Annotated in this window: 22 protein-coding genes and 2 pseudogenes; 14 read left to right on the top strand and 10 right to left on the bottom strand. The window is 71.9% G+C overall.

The genetic code is table 11. The annotated features are described in order from the left end of the window. Positions 1-8 precede the first annotated feature (8 nt). Both hrpB and DEP02_RS02490 read right to left on the bottom strand, forming a co-directional pair. Positions 9-2501, bottom strand: coding sequence for an ATP-dependent helicase HrpB (gene hrpB / locus DEP02_RS02495; RefSeq protein ID WP_112465658.1), 2493 nt, complete (start codon positions 2499-2501; stop codon positions 9-11). Between the two features lie 4 nt (positions 2502-2505). Next, entirely contained in the window at positions 2506-3336 is an 831-nt protein-coding gene (locus tag DEP02_RS02490) for a class I SAM-dependent methyltransferase (protein ID WP_112465657.1), read from the bottom strand. A 355-nt stretch (positions 3337-3691) separates the two neighbouring features. Between DEP02_RS02490 and rpsA the strand changes: the two genes are divergently transcribed. From rpsA to DEP02_RS02470, 4 genes are all read left to right on the top strand, one after another. Beyond that, positions 3692-5185: a 30S ribosomal protein S1 gene (gene rpsA / locus DEP02_RS02485; protein ID WP_112465656.1), complete on the top strand. Its 1494-nt coding sequence runs from the start codon at positions 3692-3694 to the stop codon at positions 5183-5185. 268 nt (positions 5186-5453) lie between these two features. After that, positions 5454-6392, top strand: coding sequence for a PAC2 family protein (locus DEP02_RS02480; RefSeq protein ID WP_112465655.1), 939 nt, complete (start codon positions 5454-5456; stop codon positions 6390-6392). Positions 6393-6410: 18 nt separating this feature from the next. Further along, on the top strand, positions 6411-7025 hold the full coding sequence (coaE, locus tag DEP02_RS02475) for a dephospho-CoA kinase (protein ID WP_112465654.1): 615 nt from the start codon (positions 6411-6413) through the stop codon (positions 7023-7025). A 55-nt stretch (positions 7026-7080) separates the two neighbouring features. Continuing rightward, on the top strand, positions 7081-7443 hold the full coding sequence (locus DEP02_RS02470) for a tetratricopeptide repeat protein (RefSeq protein ID WP_112465653.1): 363 nt from the start codon (positions 7081-7083) through the stop codon (positions 7441-7443). A 13-nt stretch (positions 7444-7456) separates the two neighbouring features. Here DEP02_RS02470 and DEP02_RS02465 read toward each other — a convergent pair whose 3' ends face one another. Continuing rightward, positions 7457-7711, bottom strand: coding sequence for a DUF6343 family protein (locus DEP02_RS02465; protein WP_112465652.1), 255 nt, complete (start codon positions 7709-7711; stop codon positions 7457-7459). Between the two features lie 132 nt (positions 7712-7843). Here DEP02_RS02465 and DEP02_RS02460 point away from each other — a divergent pair, with 132 nt between their 5' ends. Further along, positions 7844-8542 carry a class I SAM-dependent methyltransferase gene (locus DEP02_RS02460; protein WP_198668259.1) on the top strand — a complete coding sequence of 233 codons (699 nt, stop codon included), beginning with the start codon at positions 7844-7846 and terminating at the stop codon, positions 8540-8542. A gap of 41 nt (positions 8543-8583) precedes the next feature. Here DEP02_RS02460 and DEP02_RS02455 read toward each other — a convergent pair whose 3' ends face one another. Beyond that, complete coding sequence (locus DEP02_RS02455) at positions 8584-9048, bottom strand: RNA-binding S4 domain-containing protein (RefSeq protein WP_232838926.1); 465 nt, start codon at positions 9046-9048, stop codon at positions 8584-8586. Between the two features lie 55 nt (positions 9049-9103). Between DEP02_RS02455 and DEP02_RS02450 the strand changes: the two genes are divergently transcribed. Both DEP02_RS02450 and pip read left to right on the top strand, forming a co-directional pair. Next, positions 9104-9901 carry a uracil-DNA glycosylase gene (locus DEP02_RS02450; protein WP_112465649.1) on the top strand — a complete coding sequence of 266 codons (798 nt, stop codon included), beginning with the start codon at positions 9104-9106 and terminating at the stop codon, positions 9899-9901. Beyond that, a complete protein-coding gene (gene pip / locus DEP02_RS02445; protein WP_112465648.1) occupies positions 9846-10811 on the top strand; it encodes a prolyl aminopeptidase in 966 nt (321 codons plus the stop codon). The genes DEP02_RS02450 and pip overlap by 56 nt, the downstream gene beginning before the upstream one ends. A 100-nt stretch (positions 10812-10911) precedes the next feature. On the opposite strand, the gene pdxR is transcribed toward pip, so the two are convergent. Continuing rightward, positions 10912-12342 (bottom strand): MocR-like pyridoxine biosynthesis transcription factor PdxR, encoded by a 1431-nt coding sequence (gene pdxR / locus DEP02_RS02440; protein WP_112465647.1) that lies wholly within the window; start codon positions 12340-12342, stop codon positions 10912-10914. A 188-nt stretch (positions 12343-12530) separates the two neighbouring features. Between pdxR and DEP02_RS02435 the strand changes: the two genes are divergently transcribed. Continuing rightward, entirely contained in the window at positions 12531-13835 is a 1305-nt protein-coding gene (locus DEP02_RS02435) for an FAD-binding oxidoreductase (protein WP_112465646.1), read from the top strand. Between the two features lie 57 nt (positions 13836-13892). On the opposite strand, the gene DEP02_RS02430 is transcribed toward DEP02_RS02435, so the two are convergent. Both DEP02_RS02430 and DEP02_RS02425 read right to left on the bottom strand, forming a co-directional pair. Continuing rightward, positions 13893-14354 carry a GNAT family N-acetyltransferase gene (locus DEP02_RS02430; RefSeq protein WP_198668258.1) on the bottom strand — a complete coding sequence of 154 codons (462 nt, stop codon included), beginning with the start codon at positions 14352-14354 and terminating at the stop codon, positions 13893-13895. Continuing rightward, entirely contained in the window at positions 14351-14782 is a 432-nt protein-coding gene (locus DEP02_RS02425) for a RidA family protein (RefSeq protein WP_112465645.1), read from the bottom strand. The genes DEP02_RS02430 and DEP02_RS02425 overlap by 4 nt, the downstream gene beginning before the upstream one ends. Positions 14783-14886: 104 nt before the next feature. On the opposite strand from DEP02_RS02425, the gene DEP02_RS02420 reads away from it, so the two are divergent. Next, positions 14887-15681 carry a nucleotidyltransferase domain-containing protein gene (locus tag DEP02_RS02420; RefSeq protein ID WP_112465644.1) on the top strand — a complete coding sequence of 265 codons (795 nt, stop codon included), beginning with the start codon at positions 14887-14889 and terminating at the stop codon, positions 15679-15681. A gap of 283 nt (positions 15682-15964) precedes the next feature. Here DEP02_RS02420 and DEP02_RS02415 read toward each other — a convergent pair whose 3' ends face one another. Continuing rightward, positions 15965-16606 (bottom strand): TetR/AcrR family transcriptional regulator, encoded by a 642-nt coding sequence (locus tag DEP02_RS02415; protein ID WP_198668257.1) that lies wholly within the window; start codon positions 16604-16606, stop codon positions 15965-15967. A gap of 70 nt (positions 16607-16676) precedes the next feature. On the opposite strand from DEP02_RS02415, the gene DEP02_RS02410 reads away from it, so the two are divergent. Continuing rightward, entirely contained in the window at positions 16677-18188 is a 1512-nt protein-coding gene (locus DEP02_RS02410) for an FAD-dependent oxidoreductase (RefSeq protein ID WP_112465642.1), read from the top strand. A gap of 31 nt (positions 18189-18219) precedes the next feature. Here DEP02_RS02410 and DEP02_RS02405 read toward each other — a convergent pair whose 3' ends face one another. Continuing rightward, complete coding sequence (locus DEP02_RS02405) at positions 18220-18525, bottom strand: hypothetical protein (RefSeq protein ID WP_232838925.1); 306 nt, start codon at positions 18523-18525, stop codon at positions 18220-18222. 247 nt (positions 18526-18772) lie between these two features. Between DEP02_RS02405 and DEP02_RS02400 the strand changes: the two genes are divergently transcribed. Both DEP02_RS02400 and DEP02_RS02395 read left to right on the top strand, forming a co-directional pair. Next, a complete protein-coding gene (locus DEP02_RS02400) occupies positions 18773-19987 on the top strand; it encodes an NAD(P)/FAD-dependent oxidoreductase (RefSeq protein WP_112465640.1) in 1215 nt (404 codons plus the stop codon). A 147-nt stretch (positions 19988-20134) separates the two neighbouring features. Then, positions 20135-20863, top strand: coding sequence for an SDR family oxidoreductase (locus DEP02_RS02395; RefSeq protein WP_112465639.1), 729 nt, complete (start codon positions 20135-20137; stop codon positions 20861-20863). Here DEP02_RS02395 and DEP02_RS34290 read toward each other — a convergent pair. Further along, a pseudogene (locus DEP02_RS34290) lies at positions 20835-20993 on the bottom strand (ATP-binding protein); the annotation flags it as partial. The gene DEP02_RS02395 and the pseudogene DEP02_RS34290 sit on opposite strands and share 29 nt — an antisense overlap. 25 nt (positions 20994-21018) lie before the next feature. Here DEP02_RS34290 and DEP02_RS35755 point away from each other — a divergent pair. Then, positions 21019-21339: pseudogene (locus DEP02_RS35755) on the top strand (DUF397 domain-containing protein); the annotation flags it as partial. 264 nt (positions 21340-21603) lie between these two features. After that, positions 21604-21789, top strand: coding sequence for a DUF8839 family protein (locus DEP02_RS02380; protein ID WP_112465637.1), 186 nt, complete (start codon positions 21604-21606; stop codon positions 21787-21789). The last annotated feature ends 8 nt before the right edge of the window (positions 21790-21797 follow it).

Raw genomic sequence — 21797 nt, 5'->3', positions numbered from 1 at the left:
CCGAGCGGTCAGCGCCCGAGCCGGGCGTTGGTGTGCCGGGTCGGCTGCGCGGTCGTGGGGTCCTCGGGCCAGGGGTGCCTGGGGTACCGCCCGCGCAGTTCCGCCCGTACGTCCCGGTAACCGCCCCTCCAGAAGGAGGCGAGGTCGGTGGTGACGGCGGCGGGGCGACCGGCGGGGGAGAGGAGATGGACGAGGACGGGCACGCCGGCCACGGTGGGGGTCTCGGCCAGGCCGAACATCTCCTGGAGCTTCACCGCGAGTACCGGCTGCTCGGGGTTCGTGTAGTCCAGCCGGACGCGGGAGCCGCTCGGGACCGTGATCCGTTCCGGGGCCAGTTCGTCCAGGCGGGCGGCGTCGCCGGTGGCCCAGGGGAGCAGGCGGGTCAGCGCCTGCCCGGCGTCGATGCGGGCCAGGTCGGCGCGGCGCCGGGCTCGGCCGAGCTCCGGCTCCAGCCACTCCTCCACGCGCGCGTGCAGCGCGTCCTCCGACACGTCGGGCCAGGGCTCCCCCAGGTGATGGCGCAGGAACGCGAGGCGCTGCCGCAGGACGCCGGACTCCGGTGACCACCGCAGCAGCCCCCAGCCTTCCTGCCGCAGCCCCTCGCGCAGCGCCTCCCGTACGAGGGCGGGATCGGCGTCGGTCAGCGGTCGCGCCGACAGCTCCACGGCGCCCAGCCGCTCCACCCGCCGGGCGACGACGTCCCCGTCCGCCCAGCGCACCTCGTCCCGCTCCTCGTACAGCGCCCCGGCCGCGAAGCGGGCCACGTCCTCGGGGACGGCCGCCGCGAGCCGCACGCGCGCGTGACTCCTGCCCACCGGCCGGTCGGCCACGGCCACGGCGATCCACGGCTCCCCGTGCAGAGCGGACGCCTCCGGCAGCTCGGCCCGCGTCCCGGACACCATGAGGTACGACCCGCCGTCGAGCCGGGCCACCCGCTCCGGAAACGCCAGAGCGGCAACGACCCCGGCGTCCGCCCGCGAACCGGCGGGACGGGCGGCCGGACGGGAGACCTCCCCCACGACGGCCCGCAGCCGCCGCACCTCCGCACGCCACCGCGACGCGTACGCGTCACCCCCACGCCGCACACCCCGCAGAGCCGCGGCGAGATCATCCCCGTACTCCCGCGGCACCTCCTCGCTCAACAGCGCGACAACTTCCCCGGCCACGCCGTCGGAGGCGTCCAGCAACGCCCGCCCCAGCCGCGGATGCACCCCCAGTCGCGCCAGCGACCGCCCCCGCTCCGTGGCCCGCCCCGCGGAGTCCACAGCCCCCACGGCCCCCAGAACCTCCCGCGCCGCCGCCATCGCCCCGCCCGGCGGCGGGTCCAGCAACGCCAGCCCGGAGGCGTCGGGATCGCCCCAGCAGGCCGCCTGAAGGGCGAACGCCGTCAGGTCGGCCACCTGAATCTCCGGCGCCGGAAAGGCCGGCAGACGGCCGTCCTCGGCCTCCGCCCAGCACCGGTACACCGCCCCCGGTGCCTCACGCCCGGCACGCCCAGCCCGTTGCCGCCCGGACGCCCGCGAGGCCCGTACCGTCGTCAGCGCGCTCAACCCGCGCGCGTGGTCCACCCGCGGCTCCCGCGCGAGCCCCGAGTCGACGACCACCCGCACCCCGGGCACCGTCAGCGACGACTCGGCCACGGACGTGGCGAGCACCACCCGGCGCCGCCGCCCCGGCGACAGCACCGCCTCCTGCACGTCCGCCGGCGCCCGCCCGTGCACCTGAAGCACATCCACGCCGCCGAGCCCGCCCAGCTGCCCCGCGACCCGCCCGATCTCGCCCACCCCCGGCAGGAAGCACAGCACGTCCCCGTCCCGCTCGGCGAGCGCCCGCCGCACCACCGACGCCACGTGCGTGAGCAGCGCCGGGTCCACCCGCATCCCGTGCGGCGGCCGTACCGCCCGCGCGGGTGGCGCCCACACCACCTCCACCGGATGCGACACGCCGTGCGCCTCGACCACCGGCGCCCCGCCCAGCAGCCGCGCCCACCCCTCGGCGTCCGTGGTCGCCGAGGCGGCCACCAGCCGCAGCTCGGGCCGCAGCGTCTCCCGTACGTCCCACAGGAACGCCGCCGCCGTGTCCGCGTCCAGATGCCGCTCGTGGCACTCGTCGAGCACCACCACGTCCACACCGGCCAGTTCCTGGTCCCGCTGCAGCCGCTGCAGCAGCACACCGGTCGTGACGACCTCCACGCGCGCGTGCGGCCCGACGACCCGCTCCCCGCGCACCGTGAAGCCGACGCTCCGGCCGACCTTCTCGCCCAGCAGCCACGCCATCCGCCGGGCCGCCGCCCGCGCCGCGATCCGCCGCGGCTCGGCCACGACGACCCGCCGCGCGGGCCCTGCGCCGACCAGCCCGGCCAGGACCAGCGGCACCAGCGTGGTCTTGCCGGTACCGGGCGGCGCCACCAGAACGGCGGTCCCGTGACCGTCCAGCGCCTCGCGCAGCGCGGGCAGCGCCCCGCGCACCGGCAGCGCGTCCAGCTCCTGATGACGGATCACGCGGTCAGTCCCGTACGCAGACGAAGATCGCAGTCCCCGGGATCAGGTTCCCGCGCAGCGGCGACCAGCCGCCCCACTCGGAGGTGTTCCAGGCCGGCCACTCCGGCTCGACCAGGTCCACCAGGCGGAAACCGGAGGCCGCGATGTCCCGTACCCGGTCGCCGATGGTCCGGTGGTGCTCGACGTACACCGCGCGGCCGTCCTCGTCCTGTTCCACGTACGGCGTACGGTCGAAGTAGGACGCGGACACCGACAGCCCCTCCGGACCCGGCTCGTCCGGGAACGCCCAGCGGATCGGGTGCGTCACCGAGAACACGAACCGCCCGCCCGGCCGCAGCACCCGCCGCACCTCCCGCAGCACCGCGCGCGGGTCGGCGACGAACGGCAGCGCGCCGTACGCCGAGCAGGCCAGGTCGAAGGAGCCGTCCGCGAAGGGCAGCGCGGCGGCGTCGGCGCACACCAGGGGGAACGATCCGCCGATCCGCAGCGCGTGCTGGAGCTGGCGGTGGGACAGGTCCAGGGCGACCGGGCGCGCCCCCTGCCCGGCCAGCCAGCGCGAGCACTGCGCCGCGCCGGCGCCGATCTCCAGGACGTCCCTGCCCTTCAGCTCGTCCGGGTCGCCGAGCAGCTCCGCCTCCACCTCGTCCAGGCCCTCCGGGCCCCACACGAAGCGGTCGTCGCCGAGGAACGTGCCGTGTTCGATCTGGTACTCGTCCGCGTTGCGGTCCCACCAGCCCCGGTTGGCCCGGGAACTCTCCGCGATCCCGGCCTCACGCCGGGTGGCCTCCGGCTCGAACGCTTCGACCGCCTTGAAGGATTCGGACTCTTGGATGATCGGCTCCCTCGTCGTACTCTTCCGTCAGGTCACACGCGGGCCACGCGCCTCGCGAGACGCGCAAGACGGGTTTTGTGCCGGAAATGGGGGGATCTGCCCCGGGTGTGCGGCTTCGCGCATTGACCCTGCCCGGCCGCCCCCGTATGCTACAAGTTGCGCTGCGGGCCTGCGCACCTCGGACGGAGCAGGCTGCGCTCGCATCTGTTGTATGTCCCCTCGGTTGTCGAGGCGCCACCAGTGATCGTCAGTGGTCTGGTGTGGCGCTTCCTTGGCTGTCCGGCTTCTACAGAGCGAAACGGGCTCCCGGCGTAAGCAGTACCTACGACTTCATGTCCGTACCGGAGCCCTTTCCCACATGACGAGCAGCACCGAGACCACCGCCACCACCCCGCAGGTAGCGGTCAACGACATCGGTAACGAGGAAGCATTCCTCGCAGCGATCGACGAGACGATCAAGTACTTCAACGACGGCGACATCGTCGACGGCGTCATCGTGAAGGTCGACCGGGACGAGGTCCTGCTCGACATCGGTTACAAGACCGAAGGTGTCATCCCGAGCCGCGAGCTCTCGATCAAGCACGATGTCGACCCGAACGATGTCGTGGCCGTCGGCGACGAGATCGAGGCCCTTGTCCTCCAGAAGGAGGACAAGGAAGGCCGCCTGATCCTCTCGAAGAAGCGCGCCCAGTACGAGCGTGCCTGGGGCACCATCGAGAAGATCAAGGAAGAGGACGGCATCGTCACCGGTACCGTCATCGAGGTCGTCAAGGGTGGTCTCATCCTCGACATCGGCCTCCGTGGCTTCCTGCCGGCCTCCCTCGTCGAGATGCGCCGTGTCCGCGACCTCCAGCCGTACGTCGGCAAGGAGCTCGAGGCCAAGATCATCGAGCTGGACAAGAACCGCAACAACGTGGTCCTCTCCCGCCGTGCCTGGCTGGAGCAGACCCAGTCCGAGGTCCGCCAGACGTTCCTCACGACCCTGCAGAAGGGTCAGGTCCGCTCCGGTGTGGTCTCCTCGATCGTCAACTTCGGTGCCTTCGTGGACCTGGGTGGCGTCGACGGTCTGGTCCACGTCTCCGAGCTGTCCTGGAAGCACATCGACCACCCGTCCGAGGTCGTCGAGGTGGGCCAGGAGGTCACGGTCGAGGTCCTCGACGTCGACATGGACCGCGAGCGTGTCTCCCTGTCGCTGAAGGCGACCCAGGAAGACCCGTGGCAGCAGTTCGCCCGCACCCACCAGATCGGCCAGGTCGTGCCCGGCAAGGTCACGAAGCTGGTTCCGTTCGGTGCGTTCGTCCGCGTGGACGAGGGCATCGAGGGCCTGGTCCACATCTCCGAGCTGGCCGAGCGCCACGTGGAGATCCCGGAGCAGGTCGTCCAGGTCAACGACGAGATCTTCGTCAAGGTCATCGACATCGACCTGGAGCGTCGCCGGATCTCGCTGTCCCTCAAGCAGGCCAACGAGTCCTTCGGCGCCGACCCGATGGCGGTCGAGTTCGACCCGACCCTGTACGGCATGGCCGCGTCCTACGACGACCAGGGCAACTACATCTACCCCGAGGGCTTCGACCCCGAGACCAACGACTGGCTCGAGGGCTACGAGAAGCAGCGCGAGGAGTGGGAGCGCCAGTACGCCGAGGCGCAGACCCGCTTCGAGCAGCACCAGGCGCAGGTCGTCAAGTCCCGCGAGGCGGACGCCCAGGCCGCTGCCGAGGGTGGCGAGGCCGCCGCTCCGGCCGCGTCCGGCGGCGGTTCGTACTCCTCCGAGGGCGGCGACAGCTCCGGCGCGCTGGCCTCGGACGAGGCGCTGGCCGCGCTGCGGGAGAAGCTGGCCGGGGGCCAGAGCTAAGGGCTAGCCGCTGGGCTTAGCCGGTAGTTTCGAGGGGCCGCACCTGAAAAGGTGCGGCCCCTCGGGCTTGTTCGGGGTGGTGCCGGCTGCTTTTTGAGTGCCGGTTCGTTGTGGCTGGTCGCGCAGTTCCCCGCGCCCCTAAAAGACCGGCGCTCCCCGCGCCCTAAAAGGCCGGCGTGCGGTTCGTCGTGCCTCCGCAGAAGACTCGGGAATGCCGAGGCTCCGTTTCTCGTTGTAAACCTACGGACACGAGGAGGGGCGATCACCAGTGCTTGATCCGCAGGGTTTGTACGCATGGGAGCCGAAGGGTCTGGCAGTCGTCGACATGGCGCTGGCCCAGGAGTCGGCCGGGCTTGTCATGCTCTATCACTTCGACGGATACATCGACGCGGGTCAGACCGGCGACCAGATCGTCGACCGGCTGCTGGACTCGCTGCCCCACCAGGTCGTGGCACGCTTCGACCACGACCGGCTCGTGGACTACCGGGCCCGCCGCCCGCTGCTGACGTTCCAGCGCGACCGCTGGACCGGGTACGAGGTGCCCGGCATCGAGCTGCGCCTGGTCCAGGACACGACGGGCGCGCCGTTCCTGCTGCTGTCCGGGCCCGAGCCCGACGTGGAGTGGGAGCGCTTCGTGGCGGCCGTACGGCAGATGGTCGAGCGGCTCGGCGTACGCCTGTCGGTGAACTTCCACGGCATCCCCATGGGCGTCCCGCACACCCGCCCGGTGGGCCTGACCCCGCACGGCAACCGCAGCGACCTCGTACCGGGCCACAGCAGCCCCTTCGAGGAGGCGCAGGTGCCGGGCAGCGCGGAGGCGCTGCTGGAGTACCGCCTGATGCAGGCCGGGCACGACGTGCTGGGCGTGGCCGCGCACGTACCGCACTACATCGCGCGCTCCCCGTACCCGGACGCGGCGCTGACGGTCCTGGAGGCGATCACCTCGGCCACCGGCCTGGTCCTGCCGACCGTGGCCCACTCCCTGCGCAACGACGCGCACCGTACGCAGACCGAGATCGACCGCCAGGTCCGCGAGGGCGACGAGGAGATCACGGCCCTCGTCCAGGGGCTCGAGCACCAGTACGACGCCGCCGCGGGCGCGCAGACCCGGGGCAACATGCTCGCCGAGCCGGTCGACATCCCGTCGGCGGACGAGATCGGCCGCCAGTTCGAACGCTTCCTGGCGGAGCGGGAGGGCGAGGCCTGATCGGATACGCTTCCGGTCATGCTGTCCGTGGGCCTGACCGGGGGTATCGGAGCCGGTAAGAGCGAGGTGTCGCGGCTGCTCGTGGAGTGCGGGGCCGTGCTGATCGACGCCGACCGCATCGCACGCGAGGTGGTCGCTCCGGGCACGCCCGGACTTCAGGCGGTGACGGAGGCCTTCGGCCGGGACGTCCTGGCCGAGGACGGCAGCCTGGACCGGCCCCGGCTGGGCGCGATCGTCTTCGCCGACCCGGAGAAGCTGGCCGTCCTGAACGCGATCGTGCACCCCCTGGTGGGCGCCCGCTCCCGCGAACTGCAGGAGGCCGCCGCCGAGGACGCGGTGGTGGTCCACGACGTCCCGCTGCTGACGGAGAACGGCCTGGCCCCGCTGTACGACCTGGTGATCGTGGTGGACGCGAGCCCCGGGACCCAGCTCGACCGCCTGGTACGACTGCGCGGCATGACCGAGGAGGACGCACGCGCGCGCATGGCCGCACAGGCGGCGCGCGAGAAGCGCCTGGAGATCGCGGACATCGTGATCGACAACGACGTACCGCTGGAGCGGCTGCGGCAGCGGGTACGAGAGGTCTGGACGGACCTCACCCGCAGAGCGCGGGCGCCCCGGGCGGAACCGTAGGGAAAGGCGGGCCGGCCCGGGGCGTGAACGACCCCGCCGAGGGAAGGAATCAGCCGTGCCCGAACGTACTCCCGAGACGCATGTCATCCACTACCGTGCCGCCGAACAACTGCTGGCCGCGCGGGACCCACGGGGCGCGGTGAAGCTGCTCGACGGGGTCATAGCCGCGCACCCGGAGAACACGGCGGCCCGGCTGCTGCGCGCCCGCGCCTTCTTCGCCGCCGCGCAGCTGCGATCGGCCGAGCTGGAGTTCACGATCGTGCTGGAGCGCGAGCCGGACAACGCCTACGCCCACTTCGTGCTCGCCCGCACCTATGAACGGCAGAGCCGCCTCGACCTGGCCAGGCGCCACTTCCGGCTGGCGGCGGCACTGGACCCGAAGCCGGAGTACCTGGAGCGGGCCCACTTCGACACCTGACGCCGGTCGGCCCCTACTCCGGCGGCCAGTACGGCGGTATGTCCCGCCCGGGCTGATAGTGAGGCCCCTGCCGTATGTGCCGCACGATCACTGCCAGGTCGATGGCGATCACCAGCCACAACACCCCGCAGACCACCGCCCACCCCGTCAGCCCCACCAGCACGAACAAGACCGTGCCGAAGGTCGCCCAGACCAGCCCCCACACACTCAGCCAGAACCGCGCGCGCAGAGCACTGCGCGCGGTCGTGGGTTCACTACCCGTACGCATAATCGATCACCACTCCTCCTTGAAACGTACTCCGTGCCCGGGATCTGCACCAAAGCCGTACTGGCGTCGCTCGATCGGGTGAACCACGCCTGGGGGGGGAACGGCCGTGCGGAGGTGGGCCGTTGTCCGGGCATGGAGCTGAGAATGCGTGAGGGCCATCATGGGACGGGCCCGGGGACGATCACACCGGACGGCTGCGCGGTGGAGCTGTACGCGCGACTGACGGCCGGGACCGAGCCGGACATCATCGCCGCGGCCGTGCCCGTCGGCGCGCACATCCTGGAGCTGGGCTGCGGTGCGGGCCGTGTGACCCGTCCACTGCTGGAGCGCGGCTTCACCGTCACGGCGGTGGACGAGTCCCCGGAGATGCTGCGGCGGGTGCGCGGGGCGCGGACCATATGCAGCCCGATCGAGGACCTGGACCTGGGAGAGACCTTCGACGTGGTGATGCTCGCGTCCTTCCTCGTGCACACGGGCGACGCCGAGGTGCGGCGAGGGCTGCTGCGCACCTGCGCACGGCATGTCGCGCAGGACGGTTGCGTACTGATCCAGAGGGAGGGCGCCGACTACCACGTCAACCTGCCGCGCGAGCGGGTGGACCCCGCCGGCTACACCGTGCGGGTCCTGTCGGCGGAGCCGGTCGGGGACGGGGTGAACGCGGTGCACACCGAGTACGTGTTCCCGGACGTGACCTGGACCCAGACGTTCCGTTCCCGGCCGATGACGACCGAGCAGTTCGAGGAGGCGCTGGCGGAGGCGGACCTGAAGGTGGACCGGTACCTGACGAAGGACAGGATGTGGGCGAGGGCGGCGCGAGAAGGGGCACACTGAGTTGTCGCGGGCGCCGCGGCGGCAGGGATGAGGCGCGGGTGTCACCGCTCCCGGGGGCGGCTGCCCAGGTCGCGCAGGCGTTCCAGCTCGCGACGGTCGCGCTTGGTGGGGCGGCCGGTGCCGCGGTCGCGGATGCCGATGGGGGCGACGGCCTCGCGGGGCGGGGGCGGCGGGGAGTTGTCGATGTAGCACTGGGCAGCGACGGGGGCGCCCACGCGCTTGCGGATCAGCCGCTTGACGACGACGATCCGCTCGCGGCCCTCGTGCCGCAGCCGCACCTCGTCCCCGATGCGCACCGAGTGGGCCGGCTTCACCCGCTCCCCGTTCACCCGGACGTGCCCGCCCCGGCAGGCGGTCGCGCCGATGGAGCGGGTCTTGACCAGACGGACGGCCCAGATCCAGCTGTCGATCCGCACGTTCTCACCGGCGGCCGGACCGGCGGCCTCGGCGGCGGCGACGACGGCGGCGATCTTCGGGTCCACGCCCTGCTCGTTCCGGGTAGCCATGCGTCCGACCATAGCCGCACCACCTCACCACCCCCCGGGAAATTACTGTGGACCCATGGACCACCCCAGCAGTCTCGCCGCCCTCGACGAGCGGATCACCGGCTGCCGGGCCTGCCCGCGGCTGGTCGCCTGGCGGGAGGAGGTGGCCCGCACCAAGCGGGCTGCGTTCGCCGACCAGACGTACTGGGGCCGCCCGGTACCGGGCTTCGGTCCCCCGGACGCCCGCCTGCTGGTCATCGGCCTGGCCCCGGCCGCCCACGGCGGCAACCGCACCGGCCGCATGTTCACGGGCGACCGCTCCGGAGACGTCCTCTACGAGGCCCTGTACGACGTGGGCCTGGCCTCCCAGCCCACCGCCACCTCCGCCGACGACAACCTGCAACTGTACGGAGTGCGCGTCACGGCCCCCGTCCACTGCGCCCCGCCCGCCAACAAGCCCACCCCCACCGAACGCGACACCTGCCGCCCCTGGCTCGTCCAGGAACTGACCCTCCTGCGCCCCACCCTCCGCGCAGCCGTCGTCCTGGGCGCCTTCGGCTGGCAGGCCGCCCTCCAGGCCTTCGCGGAAGCAGGCTGGCAGCTCCCCCGCCCCCGCCCGCCCTTCGCCCACGCCACCCAAGTCGCCCTCGACGACATCACCCTCTTCGGCTGCTACCACGTCAGCCAGCGCAACACCTTCACCGGCAGACTCACCCCCGGCATGCTGCGAACCGTCCTGCGCACAGCGGCACGGACAGCCGGCCTCTACGACGGAAAACAGGGCGACCAGGCCCACGCACCGCGGCTACGGTGCCCCGATGGGCCTGTATCCGGAGATCGAACCGTACGACCAGGGCATGCTCGACGTCGGTGACGGCAACCGCGTCCACTGGGAGACCTGCGGCAACCCGCACGGCAAGCCGGCGGTGATGCTGCACGGCGGACCGGGCTCCGGCTGCACCCCCGGCTACCGGCGCTACTGCGACCCCGCCGCGTACCGGATCGTGCTGCTCGACCAGCGCGGCTGCGGACGCTCCACACCGCATGCGAGCGCGTACGGCACCGACATGAGCGTGAACACGACCGCGCACCTGATCGCCGACCTGGAGCTGCTGCGCCGCCACCTCGGCATCGAGCGATGGCTGGTGTGGGGCGCCTCCTGGGGCTCGGTGCTGGCCCTGCGGTACGCCCAGACGCACCCCTCCGCCGTCTCCGAACTGGTCCTCACAGGCGTCGCCACCGGCTCGAACCCCGAGGTGGCCCTGCTGACCCACGGCCTGGGAAAGATCTTCCCGGAACCCTTCGAACGCTTCCTGGCCGAACTGCCCGAGGACATCGACCGCGACGGCAACCTCGCCGCCGCCTGCAACCGGCTGCTCGAATCCCCCGACCCGGCCGTCCGGGAACGGGCCGCACGCGCCTGGACCGACTGGGAGACGGCGACGATCCCCGCCCCGCCCCGCTCCGTCCCACGCTACGAGGACCCCGCCTTCCGCATGGCCTTCGCCCGCACGGTCACCCACTACTTCGGCAACGACCACTTCCTCGGCGAGGGCAACGACGAGGGCGTGGTCCTCCGCGACGCACACCTCCTCAAAGGCATCCCCGGCACCCTCGTCCAGGGCAGCCTCGACTTCGGCAACCTCCTCGGCACCCCCTGGCGCCTCCACCACGCCTGGCCCGACAGCGAACTGATCACCGTCAGCCAGGCCGGCCACGACGCGGGCACCCCGGCCATGGCGGACGCCCTGGTGACGGCGACCGACGACTACGCCCGGCGCTGAGCGTTCAGCGCTGACGGCCGACGAATCCCGGCAAGGACAACCGAAGCGCCTCTCCGCTCTGGGGTCAGACCCCAGAGCGGAGCCACAGCGATCATCACGGTCAGCTCTCGGTCCGGGCCGGGGGGAGGATGTGGCACAGCGCTTCCAGCGCGGGTCCGTAGCCGTGGTCCGGCGGGGTGGCATAGCCGACGACCAGGCCGTCATGGGCGGGCATGGTGGCGGCCGGGTGGCGGAAGTCGGCGAACCCGTCCAGGGCGATGGACCGGGAGGCGGCGGCCTTGACGGTGGAAGGCTCGGTTCCGGGCGGTAGGCGCAGCACCGCGTGCAGTCCGGCGGCGATGCCGGTGGGCGTGATGTGCGGGGCGTTGGCGGCGAGGGCGGCGACGAGGCGGTCACGGCGGATGCGGTAACGCTGGCGCATGCGGCGAATGTGACGGTCGTAGTGGCCTGAGTCGATGAAGTCGGCGAGGGTGAGCTGGTCCACCACGCTTGCCCAGGCCTCCCGCTCGCCCTTGGCCGTCAGGACGGGGGCGAGGAGGTGCTCGGGCAGCACCATCCAACCGAGCCGCAGCGCCGGTGACAGACTCTTGCTCAACGAGCCGATGTAGACGACCCGCTCCGGGTCCAGGCCCTGAACCGCGCCGACCGGTTCCCGGTCGTAGCGGAACTCGCCGTCGTAGTCGTCCTCCAGGATCAGGCCACCACCGGTTCGGGCCCAGTCCACCGCACTGACGCGCCGCCGCGGGTGCAGGGGGCCGCCGGTCGGGAACTGATGCGCCGGTGTGAGCAGCGCTGCCCGTACTCCTTTGAGACTCCCCAGCTCGTCGGTACGGGCACCGCGCTCGTCGAGCGGGAGCGGGGCCGTACGGACGGAAGCCGCCTCCAGGATGGAACGGTGGAAGGCGAGCCCGTACGACTCCACAGCCAGCGGGCCGCGCAGGACTCGGCCGCCGAAGAGCAGCCGCAGCGCATGGGCGACGCCGGAGCACACCACGATCTGCTCCGGCGTCGTTCGCACGCCGCGAGCACGCGCCAGGTACTCGGCCAGTGCCCGGCGCAGTTCATGGCGACCTTGCGGATCACCCGGGCCGAAGGCCTCGTTGGGTGCGGCGCTGAGCGCGCGGCGGGCAGCGGCCAGCCAGGCCGAGCGGGGAAAAGAGGCGGCATCGGGCTGCCCCTGTCTGAGGTTGTGGGCCGGAGGCACCGCACGCGCGGGCGTCGTCCTCGCCACGCCCGGGACTCGGGCGGGTCCGGTGCGGGGCGCCACCCGAGTACCCGAGCCCTGCCGGGCGACCAGCCACCCCTCGGCGACCAGTTCGGCGTAGGCCTCGGCGACGGTGTTGCGGGCGAGGCCGAGGTCGGCGGCGAGGGAGCGGTACGGAGGCAGCCGGGTGTCCGGGGCCAGTCTTCCGTCCCGCACGGCTTCCCGCAGCGCCCGGATGAGCACGGAGCGGCGGCTGCCGGGACCGGCCAGCTCCAGATGCAGGTCGCTACCGAGCCGCTCCGCCGGATTGACCCATGAATCTGCCACGGAAATGAACCCTACCGAAGGTCTTTCACGCCCCTAGCGTTGTGGTCGTGGCGAACGAGAACACCGCCCCTCGAACACCTCGGCCCGGATTCACCCCCGCCCGCCGCCGGCACGCACCCATCGACACCGGCACGGCCCGACACGCCGCCGCCTGACTCACGCAAAGAAAAGAACATGAGGAGAAGAACATGAACGGTGTGGACACACTGTCCTCCGTCGTGCGCGGCCGCGTCCTGATGCCGGACGACCCCGGCTTCGACGCCGCTCGCCGCCCATGGAACCGGGCCGTGGAACAACCGGTGGCGGCCGTGGTCGAGGCCGCCGACGCCGACGACGTCGCCGCGCTCGTCCGTCATGCCCGCTCTGCCGGACTGGGCGTCGCCGTCCAGCCGAACGGGCACGGCGCCACCGGCCGTACCGAGGGCACGATCCTGTTACGCACCGGGAGGCTGGACAGCCTGCAGATCGACCCGGTCGGCCGCCGGGCCCGCGTCGGGGCGGGTGTGCCGTCCGGGCGGGTGCAGGCCCTCGCCGCCCGACACGGTCTGACCGGCCTGCCCGGCAGCTCCCCGGTCGTCAGTGTCACCGGCGTCGCCCTCGGCGGCGGATTGAGCTGGTTCGGCCGCACGCACGGCTGGGTCGCCGACAGCGTGACCGCCTTCGACGTCGTCGACGCCGAGGGACGGCGGCGGTACGTCACAGCGGAGACCGACGCGGACCTGTTCTGGGCCCTGCGCGGTGGCGGCGGGGACTTCGCCGTCGTCACCGCCCTGGAGACGACACTGCACCCGGCACCGCAGGTGTACGGCGGTCGAATCCTGTGGAAAGCCCGACACGCGCCCGAGGTCATGGACGCCTATCGGGAGATCACCGCCACCGCCCCCGACGAGCTGACCGTCTGGCTGGACCTGCTGCACTTTCCCGGCGCCGACCCCATGGTCGCCATCGACGTCACCCACCTCGGCGACGAGAGCGAGGCCCGCGACCTGCTCGGCCGGCTGCACCACCTTCCCCGGCCGCTCTCGGACAGCAGGCGGACCATGCCGGCCTCCGAACTCGGAACCATCACGGCCGAACCCACCACCCCGAGCCCGGGAATCTCCCGCGGTGAACTACTGACCGAACTGGACGGCGCTGCGGCCAAAGCACTGCTCGCCGACCCCGTTGCCCCGCTGCTGAGCGTCCAGATCCGGCATCTGGGCGGCGCGTTCACCCGTCCGTCCGACACACCGCACGGCCCGCTGACCGAGCCCTATGCCCTCTACCTGTTCGGCGTCCCCACCGACCCGGCGACCGCCAAGGCCGTCACCGCCAGGCAACGCGACCTCGCGCACGCCCTGCCCGTCAGCGGCCGCAAACCGCTGACCTTCCTCAACCCCGGTGAGACGGCGGCCGACGCCTTCACCCCCGCGACCCTCGCCCGGCTGCGCCACCTCAAGCACCGCCGCGACCCGCACAACACCATCCGCAGCAACTTTCCCGTCCACGGCTGACCCACGGCCTGGGAAAGGTCTTTCCGGAAGCATTGCGCCGAGCGGCTCGGGCCGGTCTCACGGCCGCCACACGTACCGTACGTCCGGCTCCCGTTCCTCGTTCCCGCCGCCGTCGGTGTGCTCGACGGGGACGAAACCGTGCCGCTCGTAGAAACGGTGGGCGGGCTCGTTGACCTGGAAGGTCCACAGGGACAGGCCCCGCGGGCTGCGTTCCTTGGCGAGCGCGACGAAACGGTCGCCGAGGCCGCGACCGCGCCAGTCCGGGTCGAGATACAGCTGCGACAGCACCTCGCCGTCGAGCACCATGACGCCCACGATGCCGCTGCCACCGTCGGCCTCGGCGACCCAGGTCCCGCCTCGGGGCACCACCACATCCCTGAAGTAGGCACGCACCTCGTCGTCGGAGCGCGGCCGGACGACGGTCGGCAGCGCGGCGGCGAAGGACCGCAGCCAGACGTCGGCAGCGGCCCGGGAGTCGGAGCCGGCGGCCCGCCGCAGGACGGCACGCTCAGCACTCACGCGCTCTCCCCCTCTTCTCCCTCTTCCTCCTCCGGTACGACGGCCGTCGCGGTGATCTCCACCAACTGCCCCGTGTATCCGAGACACGCGACCCCGACCAGCGTCGACGCGTGCGGCCCCGCACTGAGCCCGGACGCCTCGACCACATCCCACACGGCGCCGAGCACGGCGGGCTCACTGGCGACGACGTACACGTCGGTCGACAGCACATGCGCGAAGTCGCTGCCGACCGCCCGCAGTTGCTCCGCCAGGTTGGCGATCACCTGCTCGGCCTGCCGCACCGGATCTCCCGCTCCGACCAGCTCCCCACGAGCATCCAGCGGTACGGATCCGGCGAGGAACGCCAGCCTCGTCCCCGCCTCGACGACAGAGGCATGGGAGTACGTGGGCGGCGGGAAGAGACCGGGGGCGGTGACGCGACGGATCACGGCGAGCTCCTGGGACGGGAGGGTGGGACGGACACGGGCAACTTCCCGAGCATGAACCAAAAAACGAGTGGCGGCACCGGAATAACCGACGTAGTGATGACTCCATGACGACGGACGACTCCTCGTTCCTGCGGGACACCGCCGACCGCCTCGCCGCCCTCCCCGGCGTGCGGGCCGTGGCCCTCGGCGGGTCCCGGGCCCAGGGAACCCACCGGCCCGACAGCGACTGGGACCTCGCCGTCTACTACCGCGACCGTTTGGATCCGGCCGATCTGCGCGCCGTCGGGTGGGAAGGGGAAGTCTCCGGGATCGGGGGCTGGGGCGGGGGCGTGTTCAACGGTGGGGCCTGGTTGAGGATCGACGGGCGGCGCGTCGACGTGCACTACCGGGATCTCGGCGTCGTGGAGCACGAGTGGGCGGAGGCGGAGCGGGGGCGGTTCCGGGTGGAGCCGTTGCTGTTCCACCTCGCCGGGATTCCCAGTTACCTGGTGGTGGCGGAGCTCGCGGTCAACCAGGTGCTGCGCGGTGAGCTGCCCCGCCCCTCCGCCTACCCGCCGGCCCTGCGCCGGTCGGCGCCCGAGTACTGGTACGGCCTGGCCACCGCCACCCTCGCCTACGCCAAGGCCGGCCACGCCCCGAGGGGCGCCCTCACCCAGGTCGCCGGGGCGATCGCCCTCGCCGCGACCCAGGCCGCCCACGCCGTGCTGGCCGCCCGGGGCGAGTGGACCACCAACGACAAGGGCCTGATCGCCCGCGCGGGGCTGCGCGAGGCCAATGACATCGTGGCCGGGCTGGAGCCGGAGCCCGGAGCGCTGATCACCGCCCTCGGCGACGCCGAAGCCCTGGTCCGGCAGGCCGGGCAGCCTCCCACCGGCCGACCTGGCAGCCTGAGGACCTGAGCAGCGGATCCAAGAAGCGGCTCGCCGGCTTGTGCCACGTGATGGTCAGGACGCCGCGTGCGCGTGTGGCCGTCGTGAAGAGGAGGAAGCGGGCTCTCCGGAGTTCGCGGGTGCGGCGGTGGAGGGCCCACACTGTCAAGTCGGTCAGGTCTGCTCGGGGGATTCAGGTCCTCCTGCCAGGAACGAGCGGTGGCCGCCAGGTACTCCCCGATGCGCCCGCCCGGCCTGTCTTCGCCCGGCGACAGCATGTGCCGACCGGCGCGTCATGCCCGGGTGCCTGGAGTCACTGCCGCGGGGGCAGGTGCCGCAATCCGTTCTCCAGCAGCGCGAACGCGTGTGCCGCGTCGGCCACCGCACCCGCATGGCGCTTGTCGGCCGGCTCCCCGTACGCCAGGCGTTCGGCGTTGTCCTGTGCCAGTGCCCAGTGGACCGCGACGATCTGTACGGCGGCCAGCCGCGCCGTCAGTTCCGGAGTGTCCGCCGTTTCCCGCAGTGCCTGGGCGAGTGCGCGTTCGGCGCCGGTCTTGAACCGTTCCATCCGGGCCATCAGCGAGGGTGCGTCGAGGATCATCCGGTGGAGCCTGCGGACCTGGGGGTGGTCGTTGAGTCCGGTGATCGGGTCCCGCTCGCGCAGTCCCTCGAGGAAGTGCTCGCGCACCGCGGTCAGCGGGGCGGTGCCGGGCGGGCGGGCCCGCACGACGCGTGCGAGCTCGGTCTCGTGGTCGGCGAGGCGGTGCACCACGAGATCTTCCTTCGTCGGGAAGTAGGCGAAGAGCGTGCGTTTGGACACCTCGGCCGCCTCGGCCACCTGGGCCACCGAGACCTGGTTGAAGCCGTGTTCGAGGAACAGCGTGATCGCCGCATCGGAGATCGCCGCGTGGGTCCGCTGCTTCTTTCGTTCCCGTAGCCCTGGCTTGCCGTCCACGGCACCCACCGTAGCAAAGAGCTGCCCCGAGAGGATTTCTGCACCTGGTATACATTTACTCCGAGTCGAGATGAGGGATGGAGTGGCGGTGTTGACGGAGAGCACGACCGAGGTCGTCGTCGCGGGCGCCGGCCCGACCGGACTGATGCTGGCGTACGAACTGGCTCTGGCCGGGGTCGAGACCCTGGTGCTGGAGAAGCTGCCCCAGCGCACCAAGCAGGCGAAGGGCGGCGGGATTCAGCCCCGTACTGCCGAACTGCTGGAGTCACGTGGGTTGTTGGAGCCGTTGCTGCAGCGGGCCGCACCGCGTGATCCGGTGGGCGGGCATTTCGCGGCCCTGCCCGTGCCCTTGGACTGCACACCCTGGCGGACCAGGCACCCTTTCCCGATCGCGATCCCTCAGTGGGAGGTCGAGGAAGTACTCGAAGAGCGGGCGATCACCGCCGGCGCGCGGGTTCTGCTCGGCACCGCCGTCTCAGGGGTCGAGCCGGACGGCGACGGTGTGGTCGTGACGGCGGACGGCCCGCAGGTGCGGGCTCGCTTTCTGGTGGCGTGCGACGGCGGCCACAGTACGGTGCGGAAACTGCTCGGCCTGCCGTTTCCCGGCAGGTCCGGGACCCATCAGGCGGTGTTGGCCGACATCCGCCTGTCCGCCGTGTCGTCGCTGGTGCCACGGCAATTGGGGCACATGAGCACCCTGACCCGTCATGCGGGCGGCTACTGGGCCATGCTGGCGCCTCTCGGCGGAGACCTGTACCGGTTCACCTTCGGGCGCACGGACCAGGCGGACACCGACCGCGACACCCCCGTCACCTCCGAGGAGATCGCCGCCGCGCTGCAGGCCGTGTACGGCCATGGGACCACCCTCGGTGCCGTGGACAACTCCTCGCGGTTCAGCGACGCCACGCGACAGCTGGAGCACTACCGCGCGGGCCGCGTCCTGTTCGCGGGCGACGCCGCACACATCCACCCGCCGCTGGGTGGCCAGGGGCTCAACCTCGGCATCCAGGACGCGTTCAACCTCGGCTGGAAACTGGCCGCGACCGTCCAGGGCCGGGCACCGAGCGGCCTCCTGGACAGCTACCACGCCGAACGGCATCCGGCCGGAGCCCAGGTCCTGCACCACACCTCGGCGCAGCGCGTCCTGGCGGACCCGAACCCGAGCGAGGACGTGGCCGCCCTGCGTGACATCTTCACCGACCTGCTGCGCCTGCCCCACACCAACCGCCATCTCGCGGGACTGACGTCCGGCCTGTCGCTGAGCTACGAGCTGCCCGGCGAGCATCCGCTGACCGGACAGCGCATGCCGGACGCCGTCCTGGTCACCGAAGCCGGTCCCACCCGGCTGTCGACGCTGTTCGGCTCGGGGCACGCCGTCCTGCTCGATCTGGCCGGAACGGTCCCGGCCGACCTCCGGCTCCCGCCACGAGTCGACCTCGTCCGCGCCGCATGCACCGACGACCTGGGCGCTGCCGTCCTGCTCATCCGCCCCGACGGCTACGTCTGTTGGGCCGCGGACACCTCCGCCGCCTGCGGCGACGCCCTGCTCGCCGCAATCGCAGGCAACCTTGCGAAACCATGATCCACGGACCGAGATCAGTGGACGGACGGATTCAGGAGTCCACCGGTAACGTCTTCGGCAGCACTTCGTATCCGGCGAGGCAGAGCCTGAGGCGGGTCCGGTCCTCGGCCTCGACGAACACCTGCTGCCCCCAGTGGGCGGTGAGGCGGTGCGCGACATCGACCAGCCGGCGCCGGTCCTCCGGCGTGTACGCGGGGAAGCGCGCGTAGCCCTGGTCGGCGATCTTGTTGCCGAGTTCGCTGAACAGAAGGGCGCGGAAGCGCTGCTCCTCCTCGTCGGTCAGCGGTGTTGCGGTGTCCTCCGCGGGCCGCAACCGGATGTTGTAAAGGTCTCGCACCACTGCGCGGCTCACCATCTGCTCGAAGTCCGTCCGCGAGACCCTACCGACCCACGTTCGACGACAGGACTCAGCAGCCGCAGGTGGCGTGTTGTGGCGCATACCTGCCAAACGGGCCCGGTACGGCCTTGGTGAGAGCCCCACCGACGGACTTCCCCCAGTCGGTCAGTGATGTGTCTCACATGCTGTCACAGTGGCCGATGACGCGGTGTCTTGAGGTCGAACCCCTGGAACCGGAGGAGACCCCATGGCTGAGAGCACCGACATCGTCGTGATCGGCGGCGGGTACGCCGGCGTCATGGCCGCCAATCGCCTGACGCGGCGCGACGACGTGACCGTGACGCTGATCAACCCGCGCCCGGCCTTCGTCCACCGGGTCCGCCTGCACCAGCTGGTGGGCGGGTCCGACGACGCGGTCGTCGACTACCGGGACGTCCTGGCCGACGGCGTCCGGCTGGTGGTCGACACCGTGACCCGGATCGACGCGGCCGGGCGCCGCGTGGCGCTGGCGGACGGCGGCACGGTCGGCTACGACTACCTGGTCTACGCCGTGGGCAGCGGCAGCGCCGATCCGCGCGTGCCCGGAGCGGCCGAGTTCGCCCATCCGATCGCCACCCTGGAGGAGGCGCGGCGGCTGCGACCGGTCCTCGACGCCGCGCCCGCGACGGCCGCGGTGACGGTGGTCGGAGCCGGTCCGACCGGCATCGAGACCGCCGCCGAGCTGGCGGAGGCAGGCCGCACCGTGACCCTGGTCTGTGGCGGGACGCTCGGCCCGTACCTGCACCCGCGGGGCCGGCGCTCGGTCGCCAAGCGGCTGGCCGGGCTCGGGGTGACCGTGTTCGACGGCCCCGGCACGAAGGTGACGGCGGTGACGCGCGATGCCGTACGGCTCGCCGACGGCCGCGAGCTGCCGAGCCGGGTGACCGTCTGGACCGCCGGCTTCGGCGTGCCGGACCTGGCCGCGCGCAGCGGACTGAGCACCGACGCCGTGGGCCGCCTGCGCACGGACGAGACGCTGACCAGCGTGGACGACCAGCGCATCGTCGCGGCCGGCGACTCGGCGGCACCGTCCGGCCTGCCGCTGCGGATGAGCTGCCAGGCCGCGATGCCGCTGGGCGCGCGGGCCGCCGACACGGTGCTCAGCCGGATCGTGGGCGAGCAGCCCTCGGACCTCAACCAGGTGTTCGCCGGCCAGTGCATCAGCCTGGGCCGACGCGCCGGCATCTTCCAGTTCGCCCACCGGTACGACGTCGCGCTGTGGTTCCACATCGCCGGCCGCCCCGGCGCGAGGCTCAAGGAGTTCGTGTGCCGGGGCATCGTCAAGCACCTGGCCGGTGAGGCACGCAAGCCCGGTTCGTACCGCCTGCACCGCATCTCGGGAGGCGCCAAGCGTCGGCAGCTGCTGCAGGCCGAGCGCGGCGAGGCGCCGACCACGCCGGCCGCCGCCGAACGGGCAGTCTGACCAGAGACGTTCGGTCGATCCGGCCCGACCGCGACGGGCCGGATCGACCGGCCGCCGGCGAAAGCGGAAGATCGCCGGTGAGCCCCACTTCCCTGGCGGCCGCCGCACTCCACCGCGCCGTCCGGGCCACGAACAAGGAGGACCGAGATGAGATTCGACGACCACCGCGTGGTCATCACCGCCGCCGGCCGCGACTTCGGCCGCACCCTGGCCATCCGCCTCGCGGACCTCGGCGCCGAGGTCTTCCTCTCCACGCGCGGGCTCGCCGCCGCCGAGCGCGTCCGCGACGAGATCCACGACCGAGGGCACCAGCGGGTCCACGCCTTCGCCTGCGACCTGACGGACCCCGCCTCGATCCGCGACTTCGCCGCCGGCGTCGCCCGGCACACCGACCACGTCGACGTGCTGATCAACAACGGTGCCAGTTACCTCGGAAGCCCGGACCTCACCTCCGTCTCCGACGACGCCGTCGTCGACACCATTGCCTCCGGCGCCACCGGCACCGTCCTGGCCGTGAAGAACTTCCTCCCTCTCCTGCTCAACTCGGACAAGCCGGATGTGGTGACCATGGTCTCCGCCTGCGGAACCGCCGGTCACCACCGCTCGGACGCGCACGCCGCCTTCTACGCGGCCAAGAGCGCCCAGGCGGGGTTCACCGAGATCCTCTCCAAGCGCCTGCGGCCCCGGGGAGTCCGGATGATCTCCCTCTACCCGCCCGACTTCGACAACCCCGACCCGCTCTCCGAGGAGTGGGAGACCACACCGCGCGGGGCCGAGGACGCGCTCACCGCGCAGTCGCTCGTGGAGTGCGTCCTCTTCGCTGTCGCCCAGCCCCGCGACTGCTTCATCAAGGCGTTCCACTTCGAACAGGTCTGACCGGCTCCTGGCCGCCCGTCCCCGGCAGCCGCACCTGCGCCCAGACGACCTTGCCGGGGCCGCAGGGCCGGGGCATCACCCCCCAGTCGTCCGCCAGCGCCTCCACCAGGAGCAGACCCCGGCCCGACTCGCCTCTGGGCACGGGGTTTTGTCGGACATGGTACTCGGCGTCCACGATCGCCAGCTTTGAGCAGGGGAGGCGGATCCCGCCGCCGAGGTTCATCGACAGGGCTGACGAAGTGCTCGGCGCGGGTGGGGTCTTGAAGGCGGGGAAGGAGGAGGTGGCGCAGGCGCAGTATCCGCCGTTCTTCCGGGATGCGGCGAGGCTGGAGGCCGAGGCGATCCAGCTCCATGTGTACGCCTGGCTGGGCGCCACGCACGTACGTGACTCGAAGGACAAGGCAGGCCCGGTGGTGAGCCTTACGCCGGACGCCTGGGCGGAGTTCGTCGGGTTCGCCGCTCAGCACACCGCGTAGAGCAGTGCAGTGCCGTGTCCCGTGACCGTTCGCCTTGGGTCACGGGGCACTGGCGTACCCGCCCCCTGTCCGGACGGAGGCGAATGCGGAGGGTGCGCAGAGCGAAGCGGACCGTACCGGAAACAGTGGAAAGTGTGAGGTAGGACGCGCTTCTGACCTTGAACTCGTGTCGAGTACGTCTCAGTACCGTCACGGGGCGAGACATTGACCCCATGCTTGGCGTTTAAATCTCTGAACCACAGCACGACAAGGTGGAGGTGCCAGGTGAACGGGCGAACGGTGCTCCAACGCTTTCCCGCAGGCGGTCCGCGCGGCTCCTGGCCGGCGGAGGAGTTCGCCCATGCCCGGCGCCAGGAGGGGCTTCCCGCCGAGGTTGTCATGGACCTCGCGACCGACACGTTCCTGGTGATCGTCCGCAGCGGCGAGGGGGCGGCGGACGCGACGGCGTGACCGCCCGT

This window comes from Streptomyces triticisoli, assembly GCF_003270085.1.
Classification (GTDB): Bacteria; Actinomycetota; Actinomycetes; order Streptomycetales; family Streptomycetaceae; genus Streptomyces; species Streptomyces triticisoli.
The sequence above is the reverse complement of the archived record's forward strand: the minus strand, read 5'-3'. Positions and strand labels throughout refer to the sequence as shown.